Below are 26,115 nucleotides of genomic sequence, written 5' to 3'. Positions count from 1 at the left end.
ACAAAATATGTAGCTAACCTTTTTCTATGCTTATTTTTTGCCTACCATGTATACATATGGGGGCATATTTTTTTGGTTTTTGTAGGAGAATTCAAGGACTACAAAATCTTTTTGATCTAAATTTCCTAAATATTTTTCTAGGCTTTGACTTTCCAAGAAACCCTCCTCATGTCCTGGGTATACCGTAATGAGGACCTTGCCATTTTTGGCCAGTAAATTTAGTACCTTTTCTAAGCTCTCTAGGGTAGAATCTTCTTTTGTGGTGATATTTTTATCTCCTCTTGGCAGGTAACCTAGGTTATAGACAGCCAAATCAATCTCTTCTCTTATGTATTTATCAATATTTGCATGGCTATCTAGGATAAATTTAAAATCATCTCTATTTCCTATGAGATATTCTGTATTTTCCTTGGCTTCTTTTTGGATATCAAAGGCATAGAGGGTTTTTGGATTAAGATTTTCCAAAATAAACTTACTATCGTAACCATTGCCAGCTGTCATATCTACAGCAATATTGATATTTTTTTCTCTTTTTATAATTTCTTTTACAAGTTCTGTGGTTTTTTCAATCATTAGTAATTACCAAAATTTTCATTGTTGCCATCAATTTGAGTAAAAAACTTTGAGTCTGCTTCATTTTTAACTATAGGCATACCCATCCTATGCATTTCATTGAGCTTAAAAATCATGAGATTTACGTTTACATCGTAAAGACTTGCCAATTCATTGTAGGTGTAGCCTTGTTTTATATCATCTATGAGGGAATCTTCATTTATCAAGAGATGTGCTGCAAAGATATTTGCTTCTATCTCCATATCAGTCTTTATATCAAAAAGTTGATATTCTGCAAGGCCATCTTTGACTTCATCCCTGTGGTAGAAGTCGTGGCCTAGCTCGTGGGCCAAAACCATATTTATGATTGGATCTCCTACATAGGGATTGTAGAAAACAAAGCGGTTTCTTTTGATGATCTTATACATACCCAAAAGCTTTGTCCTGGTAGAAAAAGGCAAGAGAAATACTCCGCGATCTTCTAGGATTTCTTTGGGATCTCGACTTTTGTGTTTTTTTATTAAGTTTTTTGTATCCAAATAAATTTTATCATATGATACAGGCATTTATTTTCCCTTGTTTGGTGAATATTTTTTGTTTTCTGTCTTGGCTATATAGTAGGCTTCGCTTATGGCATCTAGTATTGCCTTTTTGTCCTTTTCCGGGACTTCGCCACCTGCCATAAGACCTATTACTCCCCTTACCATTTCCTCAGCATCTTTTGCTCCAACACTGCCATAGCGTTCTCTGGCTGATAGGATGAAGTCTTCCTCATCTGTCACCAAATAATCGTGGGTAGTATCCAAGGCTTCTGCTAGGGCATCGTAAGTCTTCCTATATCTTGGCTTGCTTTGGCCAGATTCGTATCTTGATATAGTTTTGAGGGAGACCTGGCAATAATTCGCCAATTCTTCCTGGGTCATATTTTTGCTTTCTCTTAATTCTTTTAATTTTTTTGCAAATGGCATTGTTTCTCCTTATGGTCGTTTAATGACTAAAAATTTCCTGTTGACATAAGACTCTAAATGTCTTACAATAGTCTCAAAAGTCGTTTGTTGTCTATATTATACATTCAAAGTCTAAGAATATCAATAGGAGTTTTTAATGAATAGAGTAATTTTACATTCAGATATGAACGCTTGCTATGCATCCATAGAAGCAAAGTTAAATCCAGAACTTAAGGGAATTCCAATGGCTGTAGCAGGAAATCCAGCAAATCGCCATGGGATAATACTTGCCAAAAGCGAGAAGGCAAAAAAGATGGGAGTAAAGACAGGAGAGCCTATTTGGCAGGCTATGAGCAAGTGTCCAGATCTTACCATAGTTCCACCCCATTATGAAGAGTACTTGAGACACTCAAAGATGGCTAGAGCCCTTTACTACGAGTACACCAACCAGGTAGAGCCCTTTGGCCTTGATGAGTGCTATTTGGATGTGACAGGATCTGTCCACCTATTTGGATCTGGAGAAGAGATAGCAGAAGAGATTAGAAAGAGAATGAAAGAAGAAATAGGCATAAGTGTAAGTGTTGGGGTAAGTTTTTGTAAAATTTTTGCAAAGCTAGGAAGTGATATGAAAAAGCCTGACGCCACTACTGTAATAAGCGAGGAAAATTTCAAAGAAAAAGTATGGCCACTTCCTGTTCGTGACTTGGTAGGTATAGGTCCTGCCACAGAGAGAAAATTAAATAAGATTGGCATCTTTACTCTGGGTGATATTAGCCAGACGCCGATTAAACTTATGAAAAATTTGCTTGGTGTAAATGGTGTTTATCTCTGGCAGTATTGCAATGGTATGGACATAAGGCCAGTTGTAGACCGTGACCACAAAGAAGCCATCAAATCCATAGGCAATAGTTCTACAACAAGGAGAGATTTAAATAGTGATGAGGAAGTTTTCAACGTCCTCCAAGAACTTTCCTTTTCTGTATCAAGAAGGCTTAGAGAGGCAGAGCTTGAGGCCATGGGAGTGGAAGTATTTGTAAGAAACAGCGAGCTTCAAAGTTTCAATTTTTCAAAAAAAATAAATATGGCAAGCCAATCGTCAATAATTTTAGTAAGAGAAGCCATGGAAATTTTCAAAGAAAAATACCGTTGGGCCTTTCCGGTCAGGGCAGTGGGTATTCGTGCCATCAACCTTAGAGGCCAAGGGGGAGGCAGCCAAATGGATGTTTTTTTAAACCATGAGAAGTTTCAAAAAAGTGAAGATGTTGACACTTGCTTGTATAAGATTAGAAAAAAATACGGCAAAAACTCCATAACCTTTGCAGCCCTCAAGAAAGATATAGGGCTTCCAAGTGATATGACAGAAATAGTAACCCTACCAAGTAGGCATTATAATATGTAAATGGGTAGAAATATATAAAGCAAACAAAAGAGGTGAGATGATGGTATTTGATAGAAGAAATTATCCAAACTCGATGAAAAACTTGGACAAGATAGTAAGAGATAAGGCAATAGACATTGCCAATGCTATGCTAGAAGACGGCTACGATGAAGACAATGCTATAGCCATAGCCATAGCCCAAGCCAAAGACTGGGCACGTGATGCCAGCAAGGCTGAAAAAGAGCAAATACGCAAAAAAGATTTGAAAGATCACAAGAAATCTGAAGGCAAAAGCGGAGCAAGGCTCCAAGATTCCGATGTAGAAGTTTCCTACAACCACGATAAGGAAAAGTGGCAAGTAAAATCAAAGGGAGCAGACCAAGTAGAAGGCTATTACGATAAAAAGCAAACAGCCAAAAAACGAGCAGAAGAAATAGCAGAAAATCGCCAAAGCAAAGTAATAACAAAGACAAAGGAAGGATCAAAATGAGCGAATTAAGTAATATTGTAAACGAATACCTAAAAGACAAAAACTACAACATAGATCAATTAGCAGAAGAGATGGACAAGCTAAAAATTGATGCAATAAAGAACTACCTAGACAATTCAACAAGTGATAAGACTTTTGTAATCAAAAGAAGTGGCAACATAGAAGAATACTCATTTGATAAGCTAATAAGGTCCATAAAAAATGCTGCAGATGAAAATAAGCAACAACTAAACACATCAGACATTGAAATATTGATAAAAGATGTTGAAAAAAGCATGAAAGAAAGAAATAGAAAAGTATTTAGAACAGATGAAATCAAAGAATATGTCAAAAATGCCTTAGTAAATGAAGGCTACAGTCAAATTTATGATTCTTATGTCCACTACGTACAAAATCAATACAACTAGAACTAAGGGCAAAAATGGATATAAAAATTATAGCAGTAGGAAAAATTAAAGAAAAATTTTACAAAGATGCCATAGACGAATACTTAAAAAGAATGCAAACTTACAACAAGGTAGAGATAATAGAAGTAGCAGACGAAATGGCAGCAGAAAATCTATCAGAAAAAGAACTAGAGCAAGTAAAGGAAAAAGAAGGAGAGAGAATACTTGGCAAAATAAGCAAAGAAGACTATGTAGTAAGCCTAGAAATCCTAGGCAAACAAATGGACAGCATAGAATTTGCCAAATTCATAGAAGACGAAATGGCCGAAGGCTTCGGCAGAAACCTAGTATTCGTAATAGGAGGCTCAAACGGCCTAGCAAAAGAAGTAAGCCAAAGATCCAACAAAAAACTATCCTTCGGAAAAATGACCTACCCCCACCAACTAATGAGAGTAATACTAACAGAACAAATATACAGAGCCTACAGGATAATAAATGGACATCCGTACCATAAATAGTCCCAGCATCTTGGGTGGAAACTGCAATTTTTGTCCGAGCTCCTGGACCATTTTTCATTTTCGAGACGAACGTAGAAGCGTAGGTCCTCCCCGAGCCGGACGGGCTAGTTTTGAGTCCGAAAAACTAAGCGAGAAAACCCCGAGAGGGTTTTAGAGAGGACAGCATTTAGGGTGGCCGATTTATAATCGGCCATCTCTGAGATGAATTGATAAGCTTTTATCTTGTCAATGAATCTAGAGAACTAAGCACATAAATGTCCTATAAACGGACGTTTATGCCGAAAAATAGTGCGAAAGCACGGTAAGTAGCGTAGCTACGATTTTCGTGCAAGCCCAAGAGGGTTTTCGAGAGGACGATCGATCATCTAGGGTGGCCGATTTATAACCTGTCATATCTGATATGAAGTAATAAGTAGAGAACGAACAAGTCACTTTATTTTCTATTAGGCCACAACAAGTGAAAATAAGATATGAAAAGTTTTTACACTTGCTGGCCAAAGTATCTATTTCTATATAAAACTTTGTTAGAAATTGTATTTTGTTGATATTTAATATCAATTTGATATAATTTAAATATAAGAAAACGATTTTAAATTGAGGAGAAGTATTATGGACTATAAAAAAATGTATGAAGAGAAGCTAATTACAGCAGATAAAGCTGCTGGAATGGTTAAAGATGGCGACTGGGTAGATATAGGTTGGTGCGCTCTAACAGCAAAGGCTTTTGATGAAGCTTTGGCAAAGAGAGTGGATGAACTTCACGATGTCAAGATAAAAGGCGGGGTTGTTCCTTACAAACTTGCTATAGGTGAGGCCGACCAAACAGGTGAGCACTTCATCTACCATTCTTGGCACTCATCAGGAACTGAAAGAAGTCTAATAAACAATAACAAATATGGCGCTTTCTTCATTCCTATCAAATACAGTGAACTTCCAAGATATGTAAGGGAAAATGCTGGAAGACTAAATGTCGCTGTAACCCAAGTTGCACCAATGGATAAACACGGTAACTTCAACTTTGGCCTATCTGCAAGTCACACAATGGCTACTTTTGAAATGGCTGACAAAATAATACTTGAAGTAAATGAAAATGTTCCAGTTGCTCTAGGTGGATATCAAAACTATATCAATATTAAAGATGTTGATTATGTTTACGAAGCAAATAGTGATATGCTAACCCTTGGTAAGGCAAAATTTGGTGAAGAAGAACTACAAGTTGCTGAACACGTTGTGGGACTTCTAAGAGATGGCGACTGCCTACAAATTGGTATAGGTGGACTTCCAAATGCTATAGGTTCAGAAATTGCTAAATCAGACCTAAAAGACCTAGGTGTTCATACTGAGATGTATGTGGATTCCTTTGTAGATATGGCAATGGCTGGCAAAATTACAGGTAGAAAGAAAAATCACGATATAGGACGCCAAACGTATGCTTTTGCAGCAGGCAGCCAAGAACTTTATGACTATATAGATGGCAACGAAGAACTTATGGCAGTTCCTGTAGATTATGCCAACGATATAGATGCCATAGCATCCTTAGATAACTTTGTATCTATAAATACTGCTATGGAAGTAGATTTATGGGGACAAATTTCTTCTGAAACAGTTGGAACAAGACATATTTCTGGAGCAGGTGGAGCTCTTGACTTTATCCTAGGTGCTTATAGATCTAAGGGTGGTCGTTCAATAGTTGCCCTTAAATCTTCTAGAGTTGACAAAGAAGGCAAGAGAATTTCAAATATCGTTCCTACATTTAAGCCAGGTACCCAAGCAACTGCAGTTAGAAGCAATACTCACTATATAGCTACAGAACAAGGTATCAAAAATTTCAAAGGCCTATCAACATGGCAAGCAGCAGAAGCTCTAATAGAACTAGCTCATCCAGATAATAGAGATGAACTAATAAAAGAAGCTGAAAAACTAGGTATTTGGAGACTTTCAAATAAATAAAATAAACTAACGAATGGCGGAGTGTATATGATGCACTTCGCTATTTTTATATGAATTTATATTGTTATTTTATCTTTAAATAATGTTAGATAATAAACAAGGTCACCATAATTTTATGAATATTCATTATTAAGTGAAAATGTTTGCAAAAAACTATTTTAGTAATATAGTGTAACTGTCTAGTTAATTAATTGTATAAAAATTTTAAAATATAAGGAAGGCTTAAGAATTATGGAAAAAAGAGAAAGTGTTATACTTGCCTATGCGAGAACTCCATTTGGTAAATTTGGAGGAGCATTAAGGCCACTAGAAGCTACAGAACTTGGTGGTATTGCAATCCGTGGAGCCATTGATAAGGCTGGTATCAAGGATAGCGATATAGACTATGTGCTTATGGGAAATGTTTTGCAAGCTGGTGAGGGACAAATACCATCCCGTCAAGCTACAAGAGCTGCAGGCATTGATTGGTCTGTACCTTCACAAACAATCAATAAGGTTTGTGCATCAAGTTTTACAGCAGTAACACTTGCTGATATGATGATTCGTGCTGGCAATATCGACCTTGCAATTGCGGGTGGTATGGAATCGATGTCCAATGCACCATTTGCAAGTAAAGATATGAGATGGGGTCATAGAATGTTTAATGCAGAATTTAAGGACCTCATGGTAACAGATGGACTTTGGGACCCTTGGTATGACCAACACATGGGATCTTCTGCAGGTAAAACAGCAGCTGAGTACAAGATAAGCAGACAAGAACAAGATAGATGGGCTGCAATAAGCCAACAAAGAGCTGAGGAAGCTATGGAAGCTGGTCGTCTAGATGAAGATATAGTTCCAGTTGAAGTTCCACAAAGAAAAGGCGATCCAATCATAGTTGACAAGGATGAACAACCTAGAAAAGGTGTAACAGAAGAAACTCTAGCAAAACTATCTGGCTTATTTTTCAAAGAAAACACAGTAACAGCTGGTAATGCTCCAGCAACAAATGATGGTGCATCAGCCCTAGTTATAGCAAGCAGAGCCAAGGCAGAAGAACTTGGAATCAAACCTCTTGCAACAATTGTAGATACAGCTTGGGTATCAAAAGATTCACCATATATAGTAGATGTACCAGGAGAATCAATCAAAAAGCTTCTAGAAGCTAATGACCTTACTGTAGATGATATTGATGTATTTGAAGTAAACGAAGCCTTTGCAGCGGTTGTAAACAGAACTCAACAAATCGTTGCAATACCAGATGAAAAACTAAATGTAAATGGTGGAGCTATTGCCTTTGGTCACCCAATAGGAGCTACAGGTGGTAGAATTATCATGCAATTAGTAAGCGCTATGAAGCAAAGAAATGCTAAATTAGGAGTTGCAGCAATATGCTCTGGTGGAGCTCAAGGTGATGCAGTTCTAATTAGAATGGAAGATTAATAGCAAATAAAAATGACCCTTGCTAGGGAAAGCAATATTTTGCCTTCCCTAAGCTGGGTCATTTTTTAAATTCTAGATTTTTAGGTCTACCCATTTTCCTTGTTTAAACCTATGTCTTAGACCGATAAATCTACTGGTTTGGTCTGACAAAATACCTATCCAGATTCCGTCTAAGCCTAGCTTTAACATATTTACAGTAATCAATGTTACTGCAGTTCTGATTATGGATACAGATACAATAGCTACTGCCAGGGTGTATTTTACATCTCCTGCTGACCTTAGTGAACCACCAAAGATAACTTGGAGTACTTGCATTATAACTATGAATCCAAGGTATTTTATAATGATAAGGCTTTGGTCGGCCAAGGCTTGGTCGGCAAAAAATAGTCCAAATATCGATCTACCAAATATAAAGAATATGGCGGATATGGTCAAACTCATTATAAGACCTATTTGCTGGCAGGCCCTGCCGTAGACTATGGCCTCATCTTTGTTGCCAGCCCCAAGGGAGTTACCTGTGAGGGTGATAACAGCAACACTCATCCCATCTCCAAAGGAGAAAGATAAGCTTAGTAAATTCATACCGACATTGTGGAGAGCGAAGCTTTCTGTTCCTAGCCTTGCTGCTGTAAGAGCTGTAACGAAAAATCCAATTCTCATTGACATAATTTCAATAAAAATATTAACCCCGAGTCTAGAGATTTCCTTAGAAATTGTCTTATCAATTTTCATAGGAACTTTTTTCATTTCTCTAAAACTTAGGTATGAGTTGCGCTTGCTTAGGGAATAAAAGCACATAATCATTTCTACAACGGTACCTAAGACTGTTGCAATAGCAGCTCCCTTTGTTCCTAAAGCAGGAAAACCTAGCTTTCCTTGGATTAGTAGGAAGTTAAAGATAATATTTACTACTGATGCAACAAGGTTTGTTACAAAGGCAACTTGTGTGTTTCCAGCACCTCTGTGGGCTGAGTTTATACACCAGCATATGGCATTAAAAACTGTTCCAAGGATTATTATGACAAAATACTCCTTGGCCATTTCGTGGGTTTCTTCAGTAGAACCTGCAAATTTTAAGATAGGATCAGCGAAAGCTACCATAACAACTGTCACTATGACTACAAAGATCATAGAAATGAGTAGAGAAGTAACCAAGGTTTGGTTGGCTTTTTCCCTATTTCCCTCACCCTGACGCCTAGCAACTAGGGCTGATACTGCACTAGTGATTGCAAAAAATACAGTAAGAGCCAAGAACTTTGGCTGGGTTGTAAGACCTATAGAAGCTACAGCTGAAGGTCCAAGAGCAGAAATCATAAAGGTATCTATGATACCTGCTAGCGCTATAAAAAATGATTCAAATACTGCTGGCCAAGCTATGGATAGGGCCCTGCGGTAATATTTTTTTTCAAGCATTGTAGCCTCCCTCAATCTTTGGCAGGATTGCTTCAATGGCTATTGAAATATTATCTTCAAATTCCTCTTTTTGCATCCTAAGTATCTTGCTCATATCTTCAACTGTTTTTTCAATTGACAAATTGAAATCGCAAGTTTCTAGATAATTGTTTATAAACAAGGCATCAAAAAGATCTCCTGTTCCAGCGTATTTTGCATCTAATTTTTCATAAAAAACTCTATGAAGTTTATCTGAAATTCCTAAAGTGTAGGATTTCTCATCTTCTTCTACACTTGTTATGACATATTTCTTGTTATGTTCTAGCAAGTCATCAAAATTATCCAAGTCTAAGAGGCTTGCCTCGGTATGATTTGGGATGATAATATCAGCATATGTTAGGATTTCTTTATATATTTGTATTTTCTCATCATCAAGCCCTGGATAAAGGGACCCATCATCACCCATAATAGGGTCCATTATTACTAAAACTTGGTCAGCTAGAGTTTTTAGATAATCAACTATGATATTTTTTTGCTCTATGTTTTCTATATATCCAATAAAAACAAGGTCAAAGTTAAAATCTAACTTCTTCCATACATTTAGACAATCTTTTATGTATTTATTTGTATCAAGTGTTGCTACATTGCCCAGAGAAAAGTTGTGGGAAATCAGAGCGGTTGGCAGGAAGTAAACATCATGGCCAGCATGGGATAGAACAGGATCAACCATATTGCCAGCAATCTTGCCCCTTGATACGAAATCATTTATAAGTAATATTTGACTCATTATTTTCCAACTCCTTATTCTATAGTATTCATTATCCTATTTTTTTCTTTTACTTAAAGGGTGAAATTTGCTATAATATTATTATGAATAATGAATATGTAAAGATAATGGAAAAAATAAATGAGAATAAGTATGTAAAGAAAACAAAAAAATCCTTGCTTTCTTTAGTATTTAGCAGAGCAGGTGTATTTATTTTGTTGATACTTCTTCAAATAGGATTTATGGTATACCTCTACCATTACATAAATATCGACGTATCTTTATTGATAGGAGGAGATACGGTACTAAGAATGGCTATAATGCTTATAATTCTAAATATGGATTCCATAAACCCTTCTTATAAAATATCTTGGTTTATGCTTATTGCAATCTTTCCAAGTTTCTCTACAGCTGTATTCTTGCTTGACCACCTTAGCATCGGCTATAGGAAAGAGCAAAAGAGAGTCTTAGATATGGAAAGAGTTTCTAGGAAACTTTATAACAGAGATTTATCTTTGGTATATGACCTAAAAGAAAATGACAAGGAATTGTACAACTACCAAAACTATTTTTATGATTTGGGTGGTTTTGTGACCTATGATAAGACATCCACAAAATATTATCCAGTAGGTGAGGATGTCTTTGCTGATATCTTAACAGCTATCAGAGGAGCTAGAGACTTTATATTTATAGAGATATTTATAATTTCTTATGGATATATGTGGGGGACAATCCTTGAAGAACTGGTTAAAAAAGTCGAAGAGGGAGTAGAAGTTAGGCTCTTATTTGATGGAACCAATTCTTTAGTAAGGGTTAAGTCTAACTTTGTTGAAGAGATGAATTCACTTGGGATAAAATGCAAGGTATTTTCACCAATGATTCCAATAGTATCAACCTACTACAACAATAGAGACCATAGAAAAATATTTGTTATAGATAACGAATACGCCTTTACTGGTGGGATAAACTTGGCTGATGAGTATATAAATGTCTATGAAAGGTTTGGCCATTGGAAAGATTGTGGCCTAAGACTAAAGGGAGCTGCAGTAGAATCTCTCACTTTGATGTTTCTACAAATGTGGTCGGATTCTCCTGACGAAGTGGATAGCTTTGCTAGATACTTGCCAAGAAAATCTGATCCAGATGGAGCAGGTTTATGTATACCATTTTCTGATAGTCCAATGGATGATGAGTACTTTGCCAAAAACTCCATCCTAACTATGCTAAACAATGCCACAGACTATGTATATTTTATGACACCTTACCTAATCCTTGAAGATGAGATAATAAATGCAATCACAAATGCTACAAAAAGAGGGGTAGATGTTAGGATTTGTATGCCTCATATACCGGATAAAAAAATAGCCTTTGCCTTGGCAAAGAGTCACTATGTACATTTGATATCAAATGGTGTGAGAATATATGAGTATACGCCGGGTTTTTGCCACTCTAAGGTGTGGTTATCTGATGACTCCAATGCCTTTGTCGGCACCATCAATCTTGACTACAGAGCCTTATACTTAAACTTTGAGTGTGGGGTTTGGATGAAAGATACATCTGCTATTGGTCAAATCAAAGAAGACTTTGATGTATTTTTCTCTATAGGAAGTCCGATAAGCCTAGAAGATGCCAAAAATAGACCTTTGATAACTAAGGCAGTGGGATATGTGGCTAAACCATTTGCAACCTTGTTTTAATTGAGCACTTATAGTGCTCTTTTTTCTTTGACAAATTGACAAATGACATAAAGATGCTATAATTTATTTATAAGGTGTATGGCATCATACCCTACACTAAAAGGAGGACAAATTGTTTGAATTAAATGCAAATTTGGATACACCTCTTTATATGCAGATAGTTGATCAAACAAAGCTAGCTATTGCAAAGGGATATTTTAGAAATGGCGATAGGTTCCCATCAGTTAGGGAGCTATCGAGAGAACTATTAGTTAACCAAGCAACAGTTTCCAAGGCATTTAAAGAGTTGGATAGGCAAGGAATTATCGAAACTCAGGCAGGAATAGGTACATTTATATCCTTTGATGACGCGAAATTCCTAGATAGAATAGATGATTTGAACAAGAAATTAACAGATGATTTTATAGAGGCAAAATATCTAGGCATTACCCTAGATGATGTTATAAAGTTATATGAAAGAGCAGGTAAAGATTTATGATTGTAGAAGCCATCAATGTAAATAAGGCCTTTGATGACAATAAAGTTTTGGACAATGTAACTTTTAGTCTAGAAGAGGGAATCATAACGGGACTTGTTGGTAGAAATGGTAGCGGGAAAACTACTCTACTTAAGATAATAGCAGGTATATACAAAGAAGATTCAGGCAAAATTAAAATAGATGGCAAGTCTTTGGACATCAATCCTAGGACTATAGAGAATTTGGCATATTTGCCAGATAGGTTCGATTATTTCAATTATTACAAGATTGACCAGCTTCCAGAATACTATGAAATACTTTATCCGACCTTTGATAAAGATTTTTTCAATGAGGAGATAGGAAAATTTTCTTATAATCCTAAGGCAAATATAAGAAACCTTTCAAAGGGTGAGAAAAACCTTCTTGGTCTTATCTGTGTGCTTGCATCAAATGCCAAGGTCATCTTGGTCGATGAGGTCTTAGATGGTATGGATATCCTAAATAGACGTCGCATCATCGAATACTTACTAGACGCAAGGGATAAGGGTTGTGCTGTTTTTGCATCAAGCCACGAGCTTTCTGACCTATCGGGTATTTGTGATGAGATATACTACCTATCAAAAGAGGGAGTATTGAACAAGACTCACGATGAGGAAAATCTATCACTAAATAAATTGCAAATTGTAGTAAAGGATAAATTGCCAGAAAATATAAGAAATAAATCGGTCATTATATCAAATATTGGTAGGGTCTATACCATACTTATTGATGCTAAGGGCGAATTTTTAGATGAACTTTTGGCTGATTCTGAGATAGTCCAATATGACAAGCTAGAAGTAAAGGTGGAAGATTACTTCTACCTAGAAGAAGGAGCTAGAAAATGAGTGATTTTAAAAACTTATTTAAGATTACCGTAAAAAGATATGGAATCTGGATATTATTGATATCCTTAATGATTGCTATGACATACGGTTTACAATCTAGGGCAAGGCTAAAAAATGAAGCAGAAAATCTAAGGGGTTCTGTAAATGTCATGGCTGAAGATTTGGATATAAGCATCGATAATGATGGTAAAATAACAAAAGAGTATTTGGATGAGGCTTCTACTATAGCTGATAAATATGCCGAAAAATATGGAATCCTTACAGATGAAGAAATGAAAAATCTTGCTGATGAAGATTGGAATGATTATTCTGATAAGGCCATAAATAAGTATGGGTCCAAGTTTTGGGAATATGAATCAAATTATAGGACTTTTCAAAATATCAAAGAATCCAACTTAGAAGTTTCTAATATCTTTACTTATTATATAGAGGACACTGCGTTTGGTATAGTAGTTCTAGTTGCAATCTTAGCTATGCTTATAACTTCTCTAGAACAGTCATTGTCCTTTTATGATTTCACCTTGATGTTTCCATGGAAGAAAAGAGATGAAGTTTGGATGAAGGCCCTAGTTGTATTTATAATTGGCCTAGCTATGTTTTTAATCAATTTGCTTTTAAATATAGCAATGATTAGCTCATCAGATTTTGCACCTTTGATGGATTTTTCAAAATTAGGAGATCCTATCTTACAATCAATCCTATTAATATTTGCGACAAGTTTTATAACTGTATCTACAGGTATGATTGCAGGAAACTTTTTAGGTCACGCTGGCCTTGGAATCATTGCCATAGGATCCATAGAATTACTAAGATATATAGTTGATGTATTTTTGATGATTTTTGCTCCGGATTTTGCAAGCAGTGCATCTAGTAGCTTTTCTAAATTTGTTGAAAATTTACCAGGCGTATTAAAGCCATTTTTCTCCCTAATCAACGTAAAGATGGATTATCCAAATATAATAGGCTATATAATAGTGGCTGGACTTTGGACCTTGCTCGCCTATCTAATCAACAGCAAGTCATCTTCAGAAAAATCTGGTTACCTAATAATATCAAAGCCAGTTGAATACATTGCCAAGATTTGGGGTATATTATCATTTACAACAGTTTTATACTTAATAGGGTCAGCTCCAATCAGTGGTATGGGAAGTATGATACTAGAGCTTATAATATATGTAGTTGCACTCTTGATAAGTATAAAACTATTTGATATTCTATTTAAAGTAAGACTTAAATTTTAGACTTTAAGGAGAACTTTATGGCAAAAGATCGATTAACTTGGGATGAATATTTTATGAACCTAGCTATCACAGTGTCAGAACGTGGCACTTGTGATAGGGCTTATGTAGGTTGTGTGATAGTAAACGAGGACAATAGGATAGTAACTACTGGTTACAATGGCTCTATCAAAGGCAATCCTCATTGTGATGAGATAGGCCATACCATGCGAGATGGCCACTGTATAGCAACCATCCATGCTGAAATGAACGCACTTTTGTATTGTGCCAAGGAAGGTATTTCAGTAAAAGGTTGCAAGGCTTATGTTACTCATTTCCCATGCCTAAACTGTACAAAAAGCTTGATCCAAGCAGGAATAAAAAAGATTTACTATAGAGAAGCCTATAGGGTAGATGAATATGCAATAGAGCTTCTAGAGCGCAATAATATAAGCTATGAAAAGATTGAACTGCCAGATTTAGATTAGGAGAGACTATGCATTATAGCGAAGATAACACCCAATATCATGTGGGTGTAAATGAAGATATGATTGGCAAGTATGTAATATTGCCAGGAGATCCAAAAAGATGTGAAAAAATTGCGGCACATTTTGACAATCCAAAGTTAGTTGCTGATAGACGTGAATATGTGACCTATACAGGCTATCTTGATGGAGAAAAAGTTTCTGTAACATCAACAGGAATAGGTGGACCATCAGCTGCCATAGCTATGGAAGAGTTGGTCAAATCAGGAGCTCATACCTTTATCAGGGTAGGAACCTGTGGTGGCATGCAAACAGATGTAAAAAGTGGAGATGTAGTAATAGCCAATGCAGCAATAAGAGCAGAGGGTACCAGCCGCGAATACGCCCCAATAGAATTTCCAGCAGTAAGTAATTTTGAAGTGACAAGTGCACTAAAAGATGCTGCTAATTCATTAAATCTAACTAGTCATGTTGGAGTAGTTCAATGCAAGGATAGCTTCTATGGCCAACATGAACCAGACAAAATGCCTATTTCCTATGAACTAGAAAATAAGTGGAATGCCTGGGTGAAAATGGGAACTCTTGCAAGTGAGATGGAATCTGCTGCCCTTTTTACAGTAGCAAACTACCTAAGAGTTAGAGCAGGATCCTGCTTTTTAGTAGTGGCAAACCAAGAAAGAGAAAAACAGGGCCTAGAAAATCCAGTAGTCCACGACACAGAAATGGCTATCAAAGTAGGCATTGAAGCCTTGAGAAAATTAATAGAAAAAGATAAGAGAAAATCCTAGCAAAATTGCCCCTAAGCTTCGCACAAAGTTAAGCTTAGGGGCAATTTTTAATTTATTCTATTTCTTCGATATTAACGTAATCTAGCATGCCTATAATTTCATCGTGAGTTGGCAAGTCTAGGACACGGGCTGTAGCAGATGCGGCAGCAATTGACATCTTGTAGGCTTCTACTGGGCTGCCATCTTTTACCTTGGATCCCAAGAAACCAGCAATCATAGAATCTCTACAAGCTGTTGTATTTATGATCTCTCTACCATCGTCTATCTCATTTGATCCATAGACCTTATCTCCGGTAAATAGCATAGAGCCTTGGGCTCCGTAGGAGATGATTACATTCTCCGCTCCCATTTCTCTAAGCTTTTTGCCATAAGGTATATAATCATTTCTATCTGCGATTTCTACACCGAAAATTCTTTCTATATCTTCGCCGTTTGGTTTTACTAGAGCAGGTTTTGCCTTAACAACATTCATCAAATATTGGCTTGGCACGTCTGCAACAAATTTGGCCTTATTTGATGTTGCTACTGATACAAGTCTATCGTAGATGTCTCTACTTTGGCTTTCTTCCATTGGAGGTACAGAACCACCAAAGATTAGCACATCTCCCTCTCTAACCCTAGATAGGTAGTAAAGAAGCTCGTCTAGTTCCTTTGCTGATATTCTCTTACCAGGATAGTTGATTACAGTTTCTTCCTTGTTTTTAAAAATTTTGATATTGGTACGGTTCTCTGCCTCAGTTTCGACAAAGTCAGCGGTAATATCTTCGTTTCTAAGCCATTGTTTGATGAATTCACCTTGGTAACCACCGACAAAACCAGTGGCAACAGTTGGAATTCTAAGGGCAGATAGGACTCTAGATACATTTAGGGCTTTTCCACCTGGTAGGGTTCTTTCCGCTAATATGTTGTTTCTTTGACCCATAGTTAGCTCATCAAGTTCTACAAAAAGATCAATTGATGGGTTTAGGGTTACAGTATAAATCATAGTCGCTCCTTATATATTTAGATTTCTGATGCACTCGATTATTTCTTCCATATGCATACCGTGAGATCCTTTTACAAAGACCAGGGTTGATTTGCTTATCAATTGTTTTAGCTTGTTACAAATATCTTCCTTATCTTCAAAATAAAAGGCTCTGGATTTTGGGAAATTTTGCAAGGCTCCTTCGTACATATGTTTGGATAGGGGACCATAGAATAGGCAGTAGTCTATTTGGTTTGGATTGATTTTTTCTCCTATTTCAAAGTGTAAACTTTCTTCATCATCACCTAGTTCAAGCATATCGGCTAAAACAACAATTTTTTTGCTGTAGCCATTTAGCATATAGGTCATATCAAGTCCAGTTAGTAGGGCTTGGGGATTTGACTTATAAGCATCATCTAGGATATCAAAACCATCTAATTCTATGAGCTCGGCCCTATTTTTTGATGATTGGCATTTTCTAAATCCTTTTTGGATTTCTTCAGTACTTAGTCCCAATAATGAAGCTACCATAGCTGCAAATCCAGCATTATAGATTTGGTGGTCTCCAACAAGTTTTAAGGAGAAGATATCACTATCGTGTCTAAACTCTATGCCTTGGTAGCTAGATGATATTTTTTCAATCTTGTAGTCTGCACTATCATCCATACCAAAAGTAAGAACTCTTACGTCTAGCTTATAATTTGGAACTTCTTTTCTTAAAGTTTCATCATCTATATTATATATGAAAACCCCATCTTTTTTTAGGGCTTCTGTTATTTCCATCTTTGCCTTTGCTATGCCTTCTTTAGATTTTAAGTTAAGTAAGTGGCTATCGCCTATATTTAGGATGCCTGCAATATCTGGCGAAACTAGATTTGTTGTAAGAGATATGTCTCCAAAATTGTCAGTGCCAAGCTCTATTACACCAATTTCTGTATCTTCATTTAGCTCAAGCAAAGTTTTTGGAACTCCTATGTCATTGTTTAGGTTTCCTATAGTCTTTTGAACTTTGTACTTTTCAGCAAGTACTTGGGCTAGGATGTCTTTGGTACTTGTCTTGCCATTAGAACCTGTTATAGCAACGATTTTTATATCAAGCTGGTCCCTATAAGCCTTGGCTAAGTCTCTTAAGGCTTTTTTGGTATCTTCTACTATTATGTAAGGAATAGTAATATTTTTATTTAATTTAAAATCCTCATCTATCAAAAAAGCACTTGCGCCCTTTTCTTCACATTCCTTGATGAAGATTCTGCCATCAAAAACTTCTCCAACCAGAGGGATGTACAAGTTATTTTCGTCAATAGTTCTAGAATCTGTGGAAACTCCTTCTATAATAAGGTCTTTTTTGTCAGGATCAGAAAGAACTCCACCGACCATGGCAGCAATTTCATCTAGTCTTCTTTTTATCATCATATCTCCTTAATCCATCTTCAATTAGCCTATCAAGGATAAGAGAAAAGCTTTCATCATACATAAGCATACAAAGTCTTGCAAAAAATGAAGTAGGTGTAAAGCCAGGGAAGGTGTTGATTTCATTTATATATAGGTTTTTATCCTTACTATAAAAGATATCTACCCTAGCAAAACCTTGGCAACCGGCTGCTGTATAACATTTTTTGGCAAATTCAATGGCTCGTGTTTGATCATCACTATCCATTTTATATGGAAGTTGTTCGACAGTTTCCTTGTCAAAATATTTGGCATCATAATCTAGGAAAGTGTGATTTGTAAGGTAGGCTGCAGGCTTTGATGCGTCAATGCTATCCCCATTGGCAATGACAGCAATTTCTATCTCTTGGCCTTCTATAAGCTCTTCAACTAAGGCCTTTTCGTCATATTCTAAGGCGAGCTTTATTGCTTTTTCTAGCTCATCCTTATTTGTAACCTTGCTTACGCCGACAGAAGATCCGTTGGCAGATGGCTTAACAATTAAAGGAAAGCCAATTTCTTTGATACATTTTTCCAAAAAATCATTATTGAGACCTTCTTTATAAGTGTAAAGATATTTGGCTTGGTTAAATCCATTTTTGTAAAAAATATCATTACTTGTAACCTTATCCATGCATATAGCAGAAGATAGGAGACCATTTCCTATATAAGGGTAGCCTATGCAATCCAAAAATCCTTGGATAGTACCGTCTTCACCGTATGTTCCGTGGATAGCAGGAATTATTACAGTATTTGCAGGATCATTTTCTTTTAATTCTAGGAGGAAAGCCCCTATGCTAAAAGCTTTGTTATCATTTGTTTCTTTTACTAAGGAAAACTCATCATTAGTATCTATATAAGAAAAGCATTCGGAAAAATGTCCTTTCTTATCAATGTAGACAAGTTTTAGCTTGTATTTGTTTTTATCTAAGTTTTTACTAATATTTAGGGCACTTCGTAAAGAAATATCGTGCTCGCTTGATGGACCTCCAAAAAGCAAATAGACATTAATCATATAAATCTCACTTTCTTCTTTAATATATAAAATTTTACTACATAGAAGAAAACTGGGCAAATAATTAGCCTAAAATAGACAATTTGTAACAATTACCGTATTGACTAGTTACAAGAATATTTTGTCGAAAATAATGAATTATAGTAAAAATTAATAGTTTCTGCCTAAATGAATGATAAAATCTAAAAAGCACTTTGCGTGGAAACGTTGAAATAACAATAATACATAAAAAGCTTACAAAATATCCACATTTTTCTAATGGCTACATAATTTCTACACAATTAGCCTGTATAATAGCTCTTGTAAAAAACATTCTGTTAATATTTTGTAACCATTATTACAAAATAAGAAAATTAAGAAGAGTAAGTCAATTATGACTATGAAAGGAATATATATATCAATGTTTAATTTTAAAAAGTATGCCCTAGCAGCAGCACTAATAGTACCAAGTGTAATTGGATTTTCTGCAAAAGATGCAGATGCAGCTAAGGTTATTATCGACAAAGAACTAGCAAGTGCAGTAAATGTTAGAAGCGAAGCAAAAATGGGAGATAATGTATTAGGACTTATCTCAAATGGAGAAAAAGCATACCAAATAAAATCTAATGAGGGCGATTGGCTACACATAGATTATGAGGGTAAAGATGCATATGTAGCAAAAAGATTCTTCCATATATTAGATGAAGATAAGATTATTACAGATACAAACTTTAGAAACAAACCAACAATAGACTCTGAAGTTATCAGCGTACTTCCTGCTGGAACTCTAGTAGAAGTTACAGAAGTTGCTGAAAATGGTTATGTAAAAGTAAAAGTAAATGACAAAGAAGGTTATGTTTACAACAACCTACTAGAAACATTTAGAAAAGCTAACGAAAACAAATACGCTACACAAGCTACAACAAATAAAGCAAATAATAATGTAGCAGCTATCCAACCAAAACAAACATATGAATATGTAGAAACAACACAAACTTACCAACAACCAGCACAACAAACACAACAATCTCAACAATCATACCAAGGATCATCAAGCTGGGCAAAAGAATGGATAGCTCAAAGAGAATCTAACGGTTCATACACAGCTTACAATCCAAACGGTGGTTACTACGGTAGATACCAATTAAACCCATCACTAGTTCACTATGGCGCATCACCAGCTGAACAAGAAGCAGCAGCTGATAACTATGTTGCACAAAGATACGGATCATGGGAAGCAGCTCAACAATTCTGGGCAGCTAATGGTTGGTATTAATAATTAAATAAGTAATTTAGAATCTCTAAGCCTATAGGTTTGGAGATTTTTTTGTTTCTTCATTTATTAAAAGTAAAGTTATAGTAAATAGAAATGAGGAATTATGAGAAAAAAATTACTCGGGATAATATTAATAATAATCCTATACATAATAATAGGGTCATCTATCCCGTTTGTATGGCGAAAGGATGTATCAGAAGGATATAAAAAAGACTTTGATATAGGTAAATTTTATCAAAATGATAGTTCCATTGCCTATGCTTACCCCATAAGAGACAATGACCAGGCTAGAATTGAGCGCATAAGGGCTATTGATAATGCCAAGGATAAGTTAATAATAGGCTCATATAGGTTAAGGTCAGATGAGTCTGGCAAGCTCTATATGGCAAGCCTAATAGAAGCTGCTAAAAGAGGAGTAGATATAGACATCATTCTAGATGGTAACAGTCTTTGGGTCAATGCTGGCAAAAACAATTACTACAAGGCACTAGCTAGCTTTGATAATGTGAATATAAAGATTTATAATCCCATAAGAATCTTAAAACCACGGTCTTTGAATGGCAGAATGCATGATAAGTACATGATAGTGGATGATGAAATTCTATTTTTGGGAGGGAGAAATCTAGAAGATAGATTTTTAATTTCTGACAAAAAACAAAGCTATGATTGGGATGTTTTATTATACATGGAAAAAGCTGGAGATAAGGATGTATTAAGTGAACTTACAGATTATTTTTACAGTGTTTATAATAAAGGACAAGATTTAGATCAGGTGGCAATATTTGCAAGTAATAGGCACAATGATGCTTTGATAAAGGAACTAATTCATATATATGAGGCTAATAAAAATCAAAATCCAGGAAATTTCGAAAAAATAAACTACAAAGACAAGGCGGTAAAGATTAATAAGGCAAGTCTTATAACAAACCCTATAGATTTTTATAGCAAGGAGCCAGAGGCTTTTTATGAAATAAGCAAACTTATGCTAAATGCAAAGGATAATGTTACTATCCACAGCCCATATTTTATAGCTGATAGAAAAATGTATGAAACAATCGAACAAATAGCCGATAACGCTGATACAAGTTTATTTACCAATTCTGCTGCTAACAATGCTAATTTGATAGGAACTGGAGACTTGTTAATCAATAAAAGGAAATTTAAAACGCTCGGTGTAAATATACTTTTGAATTCTAAGGAAAACTCATACCACGGCAAGGCTTTTACAATTGATGATGATCTTGCAGCTGTGGGTAGTTTTAATTGGGATATGAGGTCGGTTTACATTGATACGGAACTAATGTTAGTAATAAATGGAAAAGACTTTAACAAGCTTATAAAAAAAGATTTTGCTTATTACCAAGATGATGCTAGCATTGTAAAAAAGGATGGACAAATCATAAATTCAACAGGCAAAGCCTATGAAAAAGCTAGCCCAGCTAAGAAAGTGATATCTCTACTATTGGTCATTCTATTATTTCCTTTTAGATTCTTATTCTAATAATAAAAAAAGATTTTACAATGATTTTACAAATATATAGTATAATAGTTACAAAGTGATGAAAAATTAGGGGGATTTTGAATGTCTCAAGATATTAATTACTATTTAAGAGATTTAGTCGATAATGCAAAAATTAATAAATTACTAGCTGATGACGAAACAGATATTAGCCTTATTCTAGATTTGTATACAGCTGAATACAAGGGTTCTAGGATAAAATTTCACTATAAAAATCGCGAAGTATATGTAGATACAGAAGGTAGGAAAATTGTAGCTTATAATGGCAAGAAGACTGTAGAAAATCTAGATTCTATTACAGCTCTAAGCTTAGACTACGAAATACTAAGATTGTTTAATATCTACAAACTGGACGAAGATCATTTTGAAGAACTTAGTGAAAATTTCCAAGCTGAAATAAAAAATGAATATAACAATGAAAGCAAAAAATTAGAAGATTACCTAATAGAATATCTAAAAGATATCAAAGAAAATGACTATGACGAAAAGCTCATAGCATCTCTAATCAACAAATCAACTCTTAACAAGAAAGATGACCACTTTGTTCTACTTGAAGACATAAATGGAACTACTATCAAATACAACTCATCCAAGAACAAATTTACTATTAAAAACAATTATTCATTCAAAGAAAAGTTCAAGGCAGATGAAATTATTAAAGATTTTGATATAGCTAAGTTTAACCAAGTAGCAGAAAGTATAAGTCAAAGAAAAATCTATGAGAAAAAACGCATAGAACTTGACGATGGTATTTCTGAATACACAGGTTTTAACCCAGGATCTATCATATTTTCTGACCTAGACTTTGATAATTAAAGGAGAAATAATATGCAAAATAATCCGATACTAACAATTGAAATGGAAAATGGCGATATAATAAAAGCTGAACTTTATCCAGAAATTGCCCCAAATACAGTAAACAACTTCATATCCTTAGTTAATCAAGGATTTTATGATGGAATAATCTTCCATAGAGTAATAAAAGGATTTATGATCCAAGGTGGAGACCCAGAGGGAACAGGAATGGGTGGTCCAGGATATTCTATCAAAGGCGAATTTAGCTCAAATGGTTTCGAAAATAATCTGAAACATAGCGCTGGAGTTTTATCAATGGCAAGGTCTATAATGCCTAACTCTGCCGGTAGCCAATTTTTTATCATGCATAAGGATAGTCCACACCTAGATGGTGACTATGCTGCATTTGGCAAAGTGATCGAAGGTATGGAAGTAGTTGATAGAATTGCAGAAACTGTAACAGATAGGTCAGATAGACCAAAAGAAGAACAAAAAATGAAAAAAGTTACCGTTGATACTTTCGGTGAAGAGTACCCAGAAGTAGAAAAAATGTAATTTAAAAGACGTTGGTGGATGATGTTATACCAACGTCTTTTTGTTAATCAATTTCTTTGCCGCAATTTCTGCAAGTTTTCCTAAAAAAGTCATCTCTTTTGATATGATGATTACAATACGGGCAATTGAAAAATTTCTTTTCAATAATAAGCGTAATAATGAAGAGTATAAGGAAAACTATTATTGAATAAATTGAGAGTCTTCCATTTGTTAAAAAGTCATATACCAGTATGACAAGTCCAACTAATCCCAATCCAAGGTTTATTTTACTGGCCTTTTTTATGTCCATAATTACTCCTCATTTATCAATCAAAAATTTTCTTGCCACAGTTTGGGCAGTAGGAATTTTCATTAGGACTTTCTTTAAGGTAGCTATCACAGTGTGGGCACCTTTTATATTTGTGATCTATGATATATGCTCCTAAGAGAAGTATCCAACCAACATAGAATAAGGCTCTCATTTGACCATGATATAATACAAAGTCCCTTATTACCAAAGCAAGACCCACAAGTGCTAGTATTAGTGTTATTGTTCGTGACTTTTTAAAATCCATTTTATCTCCTATAGATTATCGTATTTTTCTAATAGTTTTTCTAGGACCTTGATTCTTTCCTGAATTGTTTTGCCTTCGTCAGTATCTTTGATTAGCATCCTTGGATGAAGGACTTCAACTTCTCTGATATTTGGCTTATAAGAGCTAGCTCCATCTGTTATCGACTCGTAATTGCTGTGTTCTGCAAGGGAGACTGCATGGGAGTTAAAGACTAAGGTATAGCCAGCTATGCCAGTTTTTGCTTGGTAAGGTTTGGATATGCCACCGTCTATGACATATAGCTTGCCCTTTGCCTTTACAGGGCTGTCACCTTTTTTGGTTTTTACAGGTACGTGACCATTAATGATCCTTCTTCTATCGCTTTTGACTTCAAATTCGTCCAAGATCATATCCACAATTTCTTCCTTATTGCAAAGTGAGAAATATGGGTTGTAGACTTCTTCTCTTAATTTCTTGTCATCTACAAATAAATTTTCAAAATATGAAAATTGAGATTTGCCAAAGATAGGGGAGTATTTGCCGTTAAATAGATACCAGATAAAGTCTATGGAGTAGTCATCATTTTTGTAATAAGCATCGCGAGTGATTTCTTCAAGCTTATCCATAAGGCTCTTGCCCCAGTATTTTTTGCCCTTTATTTCGATTTCTGTGAAAGTTCCATCTTCTTTTAGTGGAATACAACCGTGGAATAATAAAGAACCATTCTCGACTTTATATAGGCTGCCGTTTTCGTATAAGAACTTGATATGCTTGTTTAATTTCACACTTCTTTTGAAATCTTTTTGTAGGACAGATATTACACATTCTTCTTCAGGTGTGAGCTTTAGAGGATCATCTGGATCTACTGTAGGTAGGTTTGTATCTTTTAGAGGAACTCCTTTGTAGGTCATATTTTTGTAGTCAATATGCCTTAGGAAATTCCTATCATCCATCTTAAATTCTGGATTTCTTTCTAGGAGTTTGCCGTCAAGTTTGTATCTTATTATAGAAATTGCCTTAAACATTTTTGCAGCAACTTCATCGTTTATATTGTCATATAAGTTTTTGTCAAAAACCCTTGGCATAAAGATCTCAGCTGGATCATCGCCGTATGTTGTCATGGCAAATTCATACAAAGGTCTAAGATTTATCCCATAACCATCTTCTAGCATATCAAAGTTGCTGTATTGGATGGCATTTGCAAGGCAGGCAGCTGTTAGAGCCTTATTGCCACAAACTGCCCCCATCCATTCTATGTCATGGTTGCCCCATTGAATATCAATATTTGGGAACCCTATAAGTTCATCTATAATGACCTGAGGAGCAGGTCCTCTATCAAATATATCACCAACAACATGTAGTTTGTCGACGCTAATTCTTTGGATAAAAGTTGAAATTAGTATAATAAAATCTTTACCGGCCCCATACTTTACAACATTTTCTACGAGTTTATCATAGTAGGTTTTCTTGTTGTATTCGGAATCGTTGGTATAGAGCAACTCATCTACTATCGGTGAGAATAAGTCACCGAATTTTTCCTTTACATAGTCTTTGGCGTACTTGGTCGATACAAATCTAAATAAGCTTATGAGCCTGTGGATATTGATAGTTAGGAAATCTTCTGTAAGCTCGTTTTTTAATTCCAATTCGTGCAAGACTTCTTTTGGATTATAAACAAGTTCGGTCAGCCTATCTTGTTCTTCTTTAAGCAAGGTATCGCCAAAGTTTATGGATGTTTTTTCCCTGATATTGCCTGATGCAGACTTTAATAGTTGCAAAAATGCACTTGCCTCACCGTGGATGTCAGAGAAAAAATACTCAGTTCCTTTTGGTAGGTATAGTTTTGAACTAAGGGAAATTAGTTCGTTTCTTACTTCTCTTTTTGAATTGTAGTTCTCTTTTAATAATTTGTAATAACTTTCATCCATTTCTATATCCTTTTTTATTTTATTGTTCTTCTCCTACATTATTTTCTTTCTTTTCTTTCTTCTTTGCTATTCGTACTGTTTGCCCCTGGTCTTTATTTGTTTTTGGACTGCTTTCATAAACCATCTTTTTATCTTTTTCCAAAAGTTGGTAGTTAGAGTCACTTGTCTTCACTTTGCTTGTATCGTCAATTTTTATTTTATCGTTATTTGCTTTTACTACGTCATTTTTATTTTCAAACTCAATATATTCTTTAGGTTTGACATCTTCTTCTAGGATATGCTCATCTTCGTAAGCTCCCCTTGATTTTGCAATAAGTCCCAAGATTGAATTTATAACAATTAGTGCGTTTAGGGCCATAATAATGTAAATAAGGATTGTCTTTGTATCTCTTAACATTACAAATATGAAGGCGTCGATTATTATAAAAATAAGGGCGAAGCATAGGTTTGATATGTGGTATTTGCCGGTGGTCCCTGCCTTAAAGATGTGTCTTGTGATTATGACATTAATTATAAAACTAAGCGCAAAAATCCCGATTAATATTGCTTTTATAAGTCCTTTTGCTATATTAGGAAATCCTGCTATATCAACTGCAGCCATCAGAAGGTTGACATCAACTAGGGCTACAAAAGCTATGGCTAGCAAAAAAACAATTGTAACTACCGATCTAAAAATACCGGTAATAGTAGAAAATAATTTAACTAATTCTTTCATAAGTCCTCCGTTACTTTTATTATAACATAAATAGGAATTATTTAGAGTAAAAATATTAATTTGTGGTATAATTAAAATT

At 35.3% G+C, this 26,115-nt stretch carries 28 protein-coding genes; 16 read left to right on the top strand and 12 right to left on the bottom strand.

Features of this window, described 5'->3' with window-relative positions; translation table 11 throughout:
* Positions 1–30: 30 nt before the first annotated feature.
* The 3 genes from QNH69_RS00225 to QNH69_RS00215 are packed head-to-tail and all read right to left on the bottom strand — an operon-like array spanning position 31 to position 1,520.
* The gene (locus QNH69_RS00225) at positions 31–573 is read right to left on the bottom strand and encodes a class I SAM-dependent methyltransferase (protein WP_282928645.1); all 543 of its coding nucleotides are present in this window, start codon (positions 571–573) and stop codon (positions 31–33) included.
* Positions 573–1,118, bottom strand: a complete 546-nt coding sequence (locus QNH69_RS00220; RefSeq protein ID WP_044567643.1) for an ImmA/IrrE family metallo-endopeptidase — start codon at positions 1,116–1,118, stop codon at positions 573–575. Before QNH69_RS00220 ends, QNH69_RS00225 begins: the two co-directional genes overlap by 1 nt.
* Positions 1,119–1,520 (bottom strand): helix-turn-helix domain-containing protein, encoded by a 402-nt coding sequence (locus tag QNH69_RS00215; RefSeq protein WP_044567645.1) that lies wholly within the window; start codon positions 1,518–1,520, stop codon positions 1,119–1,121.
* 136 nt (positions 1,521–1,656) lie between these two features.
* Between QNH69_RS00215 and dinB the strand changes: the two genes are divergently transcribed.
* From dinB to QNH69_RS00185, 6 genes are all read left to right on the top strand, one after another.
* Positions 1,657–2,898, top strand: coding sequence for a DNA polymerase IV (gene dinB / locus QNH69_RS00210; protein WP_282928644.1), 1,242 nt, complete (start codon positions 1,657–1,659; stop codon positions 2,896–2,898).
* Between the two features lie 37 nt (positions 2,899–2,935).
* On the top strand, positions 2,936–3,367 hold the full coding sequence (locus QNH69_RS00205; RefSeq protein WP_282928643.1) for a DUF2188 domain-containing protein: 432 nt from the start codon (positions 2,936–2,938) through the stop codon (positions 3,365–3,367).
* Positions 3,364–3,774: an ATP cone domain-containing protein gene (locus QNH69_RS00200; protein WP_044567647.1), complete on the top strand. Its 411-nt coding sequence runs from the start codon at positions 3,364–3,366 to the stop codon at positions 3,772–3,774. Before QNH69_RS00205 ends, QNH69_RS00200 begins: the two co-directional genes overlap by 4 nt.
* A gap of 14 nt (positions 3,775–3,788) precedes the next feature.
* Positions 3,789–4,271, top strand: a complete 483-nt coding sequence (gene rlmH, locus QNH69_RS00195; protein ID WP_282928642.1) for a 23S rRNA (pseudouridine(1915)-N(3))-methyltransferase RlmH — start codon at positions 3,789–3,791, stop codon at positions 4,269–4,271.
* A 609-nt stretch (positions 4,272–4,880) separates the two neighbouring features.
* On the top strand, positions 4,881–6,221 hold the full coding sequence (locus QNH69_RS00190) for an acetyl-CoA hydrolase/transferase C-terminal domain-containing protein (RefSeq protein ID WP_282928641.1): 1,341 nt from the start codon (positions 4,881–4,883) through the stop codon (positions 6,219–6,221).
* A 231-nt stretch (positions 6,222–6,452) separates the two neighbouring features.
* Positions 6,453–7,643 (top strand): acetyl-CoA C-acetyltransferase, encoded by a 1,191-nt coding sequence (locus QNH69_RS00185; RefSeq protein WP_282928640.1) that lies wholly within the window; start codon positions 6,453–6,455, stop codon positions 7,641–7,643.
* A 72-nt stretch (positions 7,644–7,715) separates the two neighbouring features.
* Here QNH69_RS00185 and QNH69_RS00180 read toward each other — a convergent pair whose 3' ends face one another.
* Both QNH69_RS00180 and QNH69_RS00175 read right to left on the bottom strand, forming a co-directional pair.
* Complete coding sequence (locus tag QNH69_RS00180; protein WP_282928639.1) at positions 7,716–9,056, bottom strand: MATE family efflux transporter; 1,341 nt, start codon at positions 9,054–9,056, stop codon at positions 7,716–7,718.
* On the bottom strand, positions 9,049–9,822 hold the full coding sequence (locus QNH69_RS00175; protein ID WP_282928638.1) for a bifunctional hydroxymethylpyrimidine kinase/phosphomethylpyrimidine kinase: 774 nt from the start codon (positions 9,820–9,822) through the stop codon (positions 9,049–9,051). Before QNH69_RS00175 ends, QNH69_RS00180 begins: the two co-directional genes overlap by 8 nt.
* 83 nt (positions 9,823–9,905) lie before the next feature.
* Between QNH69_RS00175 and cls the strand changes: the two genes are divergently transcribed.
* The 6 genes from cls (at position 9,906) to udp (ending at position 15,329) form a co-directional block, all read left to right on the top strand.
* Complete coding sequence (cls, locus tag QNH69_RS00170; RefSeq protein ID WP_282928637.1) at positions 9,906–11,498, top strand: cardiolipin synthase; 1,593 nt, start codon at positions 9,906–9,908, stop codon at positions 11,496–11,498.
* Between the two features lie 112 nt (positions 11,499–11,610).
* Positions 11,611–11,976, top strand: a complete 366-nt coding sequence (locus QNH69_RS00165) for a GntR family transcriptional regulator (protein WP_282928636.1) — start codon at positions 11,611–11,613, stop codon at positions 11,974–11,976.
* Positions 11,973–12,839 (top strand): ATP-binding cassette domain-containing protein, encoded by an 867-nt coding sequence (locus QNH69_RS00160; protein ID WP_282928635.1) that lies wholly within the window; start codon positions 11,973–11,975, stop codon positions 12,837–12,839. Before QNH69_RS00165 ends, QNH69_RS00160 begins: the two co-directional genes overlap by 4 nt.
* Positions 12,836–14,080: a hypothetical protein gene (locus QNH69_RS00155; RefSeq protein WP_282928634.1), complete on the top strand. Its 1,245-nt coding sequence runs from the start codon at positions 12,836–12,838 to the stop codon at positions 14,078–14,080. The genes QNH69_RS00160 and QNH69_RS00155 overlap by 4 nt, the downstream gene beginning before the upstream one ends.
* A gap of 17 nt (positions 14,081–14,097) precedes the next feature.
* Positions 14,098–14,544: a deaminase gene (locus QNH69_RS00150; protein WP_282928633.1), complete on the top strand. Its 447-nt coding sequence runs from the start codon at positions 14,098–14,100 to the stop codon at positions 14,542–14,544.
* Positions 14,545–14,552: 8 nt separating this feature from the next.
* Complete coding sequence (gene udp / locus QNH69_RS00145; protein WP_282928632.1) at positions 14,553–15,329, top strand: uridine phosphorylase; 777 nt, start codon at positions 14,553–14,555, stop codon at positions 15,327–15,329.
* A 52-nt stretch (positions 15,330–15,381) separates the two neighbouring features.
* Here udp and QNH69_RS00140 read toward each other — a convergent pair whose 3' ends face one another.
* Genes QNH69_RS00140 through QNH69_RS00130 form a run of 3 tightly spaced genes read right to left on the bottom strand, consistent with a single transcriptional unit; the run spans position 15,382 to position 18,736 of the window.
* Entirely contained in the window at positions 15,382–16,314 is a 933-nt protein-coding gene (locus QNH69_RS00140) for a 1-phosphofructokinase family hexose kinase (protein WP_044567675.1), read from the bottom strand.
* A 9-nt stretch (positions 16,315–16,323) separates the two neighbouring features.
* Entirely contained in the window at positions 16,324–17,703 is a 1,380-nt protein-coding gene (gene murF / locus QNH69_RS00135) for a UDP-N-acetylmuramoyl-tripeptide--D-alanyl-D-alanine ligase (RefSeq protein WP_282928631.1), read from the bottom strand.
* A complete protein-coding gene (locus tag QNH69_RS00130; protein WP_282928630.1) occupies positions 17,681–18,736 on the bottom strand; it encodes a D-alanine--D-alanine ligase family protein in 1,056 nt (351 codons plus the stop codon). Before QNH69_RS00130 ends, murF begins: the two co-directional genes overlap by 23 nt.
* Before the next feature lie 400 nt (positions 18,737–19,136).
* Between QNH69_RS00130 and QNH69_RS00125 the strand changes: the two genes are divergently transcribed.
* The 4 genes from QNH69_RS00125 (at position 19,137) to QNH69_RS00110 (ending at position 22,860) form a co-directional block, all read left to right on the top strand.
* Positions 19,137–19,991, top strand: a complete 855-nt coding sequence (locus QNH69_RS00125; protein ID WP_282928629.1) for an SH3 domain-containing protein — start codon at positions 19,137–19,139, stop codon at positions 19,989–19,991.
* Between the two features lie 103 nt (positions 19,992–20,094).
* Positions 20,095–21,492, top strand: coding sequence for a phosphatidylserine/phosphatidylglycerophosphate/cardiolipin synthase family protein (locus QNH69_RS00120; RefSeq protein WP_044567684.1), 1,398 nt, complete (start codon positions 20,095–20,097; stop codon positions 21,490–21,492).
* Positions 21,493–21,573: 81 nt separating this feature from the next.
* Entirely contained in the window at positions 21,574–22,326 is a 753-nt protein-coding gene (locus QNH69_RS00115; RefSeq protein ID WP_282928628.1) for a hypothetical protein, read from the top strand.
* 12 nt (positions 22,327–22,338) lie between these two features.
* Positions 22,339–22,860, top strand: coding sequence for a peptidylprolyl isomerase (locus tag QNH69_RS00110; RefSeq protein ID WP_282928627.1), 522 nt, complete (start codon positions 22,339–22,341; stop codon positions 22,858–22,860).
* A gap of 43 nt (positions 22,861–22,903) precedes the next feature.
* On the opposite strand, the gene QNH69_RS00105 is transcribed toward QNH69_RS00110, so the two are convergent.
* The 4 genes from QNH69_RS00105 to QNH69_RS00090 are packed head-to-tail and all read right to left on the bottom strand — an operon-like array spanning position 22,904 to position 26,036.
* Positions 22,904–23,149 (bottom strand): hypothetical protein, encoded by a 246-nt coding sequence (locus QNH69_RS00105; RefSeq protein WP_282928626.1) that lies wholly within the window; start codon positions 23,147–23,149, stop codon positions 22,904–22,906.
* A 16-nt stretch (positions 23,150–23,165) separates the two neighbouring features.
* Positions 23,166–23,414: a hypothetical protein gene (locus QNH69_RS00100; protein WP_282928625.1), complete on the bottom strand. Its 249-nt coding sequence runs from the start codon at positions 23,412–23,414 to the stop codon at positions 23,166–23,168.
* Positions 23,415–23,422: 8 nt separating this feature from the next.
* The gene (locus QNH69_RS00095; RefSeq protein ID WP_282928624.1) at positions 23,423–25,321 is read right to left on the bottom strand and encodes a fructose-bisphosphatase class III; all 1,899 of its coding nucleotides are present in this window, start codon (positions 25,319–25,321) and stop codon (positions 23,423–23,425) included.
* A gap of 19 nt (positions 25,322–25,340) precedes the next feature.
* Complete coding sequence (locus QNH69_RS00090) at positions 25,341–26,036, bottom strand: hypothetical protein (protein WP_282928623.1); 696 nt, start codon at positions 26,034–26,036, stop codon at positions 25,341–25,343.
* Positions 26,037–26,115: the final 79 nt, after the last annotated feature.

The organism is Anaerococcus sp. Marseille-Q7828, from assembly GCF_949769285.1.
Taxonomy (GTDB): domain Bacteria; phylum Bacillota; class Clostridia; order Tissierellales; family Peptoniphilaceae; genus Anaerococcus.
The sequence above is the reverse complement of the archived record's forward strand: the minus strand, read 5'-3'. Positions and strand labels throughout refer to the sequence as shown.

Bases quoted from the DNA above. Each gene is read 5' to 3' on its own strand.
- QNH69_RS00100 (WP_282928625.1), bottom strand. From the start codon at position 23,414: ATGGATTTTAAAAAGTCACGAACAATAACACTAATACTAGCACTTGTG.
- QNH69_RS00220 (WP_044567643.1), bottom strand. From the start codon at position 1,118: ATGCCTGTATCATATGATAAAATTTATTTGGATACAAAAAACTTAATA.
- dinB (WP_282928644.1), top strand. From the start codon at position 1,657: ATGAATAGAGTAATTTTACATTCAGATATGAACGCTTGCTATGCATCC.
- QNH69_RS00130 (WP_282928630.1), bottom strand. From the start codon at position 18,736: ATGATTAATGTCTATTTGCTTTTTGGAGGTCCATCAAGCGAGCACGAT.
- QNH69_RS00225 (WP_282928645.1), bottom strand. From the start codon at position 573: ATGATTGAAAAAACCACAGAACTTGTAAAAGAAATTATAAAAAGAGAA.
- QNH69_RS00215 (WP_044567645.1), bottom strand. From the start codon at position 1,520: ATGCCATTTGCAAAAAAATTAAAAGAATTAAGAGAAAGCAAAAATATG.
- QNH69_RS00125 (WP_282928629.1), top strand. From the start codon at position 19,137: ATGTTTAATTTTAAAAAGTATGCCCTAGCAGCAGCACTAATAGTACCA.
- QNH69_RS00105 (WP_282928626.1), bottom strand. From the start codon at position 23,149: ATGGACATAAAAAAGGCCAGTAAAATAAACCTTGGATTGGGATTAGTT.
- murF (WP_282928631.1), bottom strand. From the start codon at position 17,703: ATGATAAAAAGAAGACTAGATGAAATTGCTGCCATGGTCGGTGGAGTT.
- QNH69_RS00115 (WP_282928628.1), top strand. From the start codon at position 21,574: ATGTCTCAAGATATTAATTACTATTTAAGAGATTTAGTCGATAATGCA.
- QNH69_RS00185 (WP_282928640.1), top strand. From the start codon at position 6,453: ATGGAAAAAAGAGAAAGTGTTATACTTGCCTATGCGAGAACTCCATTT.
- QNH69_RS00160 (WP_282928635.1), top strand. From the start codon at position 11,973: ATGATTGTAGAAGCCATCAATGTAAATAAGGCCTTTGATGACAATAAA.
- QNH69_RS00140 (WP_044567675.1), bottom strand. From the start codon at position 16,314: ATGATTTATACTGTAACCCTAAACCCATCAATTGATCTTTTTGTAGAA.
- QNH69_RS00205 (WP_282928643.1), top strand. From the start codon at position 2,936: ATGATGGTATTTGATAGAAGAAATTATCCAAACTCGATGAAAAACTTG.
- QNH69_RS00175 (WP_282928638.1), bottom strand. From the start codon at position 9,822: ATGAGTCAAATATTACTTATAAATGATTTCGTATCAAGGGGCAAGATT.
- QNH69_RS00090 (WP_282928623.1), bottom strand. From the start codon at position 26,036: ATGAAAGAATTAGTTAAATTATTTTCTACTATTACCGGTATTTTTAGA.
- QNH69_RS00180 (WP_282928639.1), bottom strand. From the start codon at position 9,056: ATGCTTGAAAAAAAATATTACCGCAGGGCCCTATCCATAGCTTGGCCA.
- QNH69_RS00150 (WP_282928633.1), top strand. From the start codon at position 14,098: ATGGCAAAAGATCGATTAACTTGGGATGAATATTTTATGAACCTAGCT.
- QNH69_RS00190 (WP_282928641.1), top strand. From the start codon at position 4,881: ATGGACTATAAAAAAATGTATGAAGAGAAGCTAATTACAGCAGATAAA.
- QNH69_RS00200 (WP_044567647.1), top strand. From the start codon at position 3,364: ATGAGCGAATTAAGTAATATTGTAAACGAATACCTAAAAGACAAAAAC.
- udp (WP_282928632.1), top strand. From the start codon at position 14,553: ATGCATTATAGCGAAGATAACACCCAATATCATGTGGGTGTAAATGAA.
- QNH69_RS00120 (WP_044567684.1), top strand. From the start codon at position 20,095: ATGAGAAAAAAATTACTCGGGATAATATTAATAATAATCCTATACATA.
- QNH69_RS00095 (WP_282928624.1), bottom strand. From the start codon at position 25,321: ATGGATGAAAGTTATTACAAATTATTAAAAGAGAACTACAATTCAAAA.
- cls (WP_282928637.1), top strand. From the start codon at position 9,906: ATGAATAATGAATATGTAAAGATAATGGAAAAAATAAATGAGAATAAG.
- QNH69_RS00155 (WP_282928634.1), top strand. From the start codon at position 12,836: ATGAGTGATTTTAAAAACTTATTTAAGATTACCGTAAAAAGATATGGA.
- QNH69_RS00110 (WP_282928627.1), top strand. From the start codon at position 22,339: ATGCAAAATAATCCGATACTAACAATTGAAATGGAAAATGGCGATATA.
- rlmH (WP_282928642.1), top strand. From the start codon at position 3,789: ATGGATATAAAAATTATAGCAGTAGGAAAAATTAAAGAAAAATTTTAC.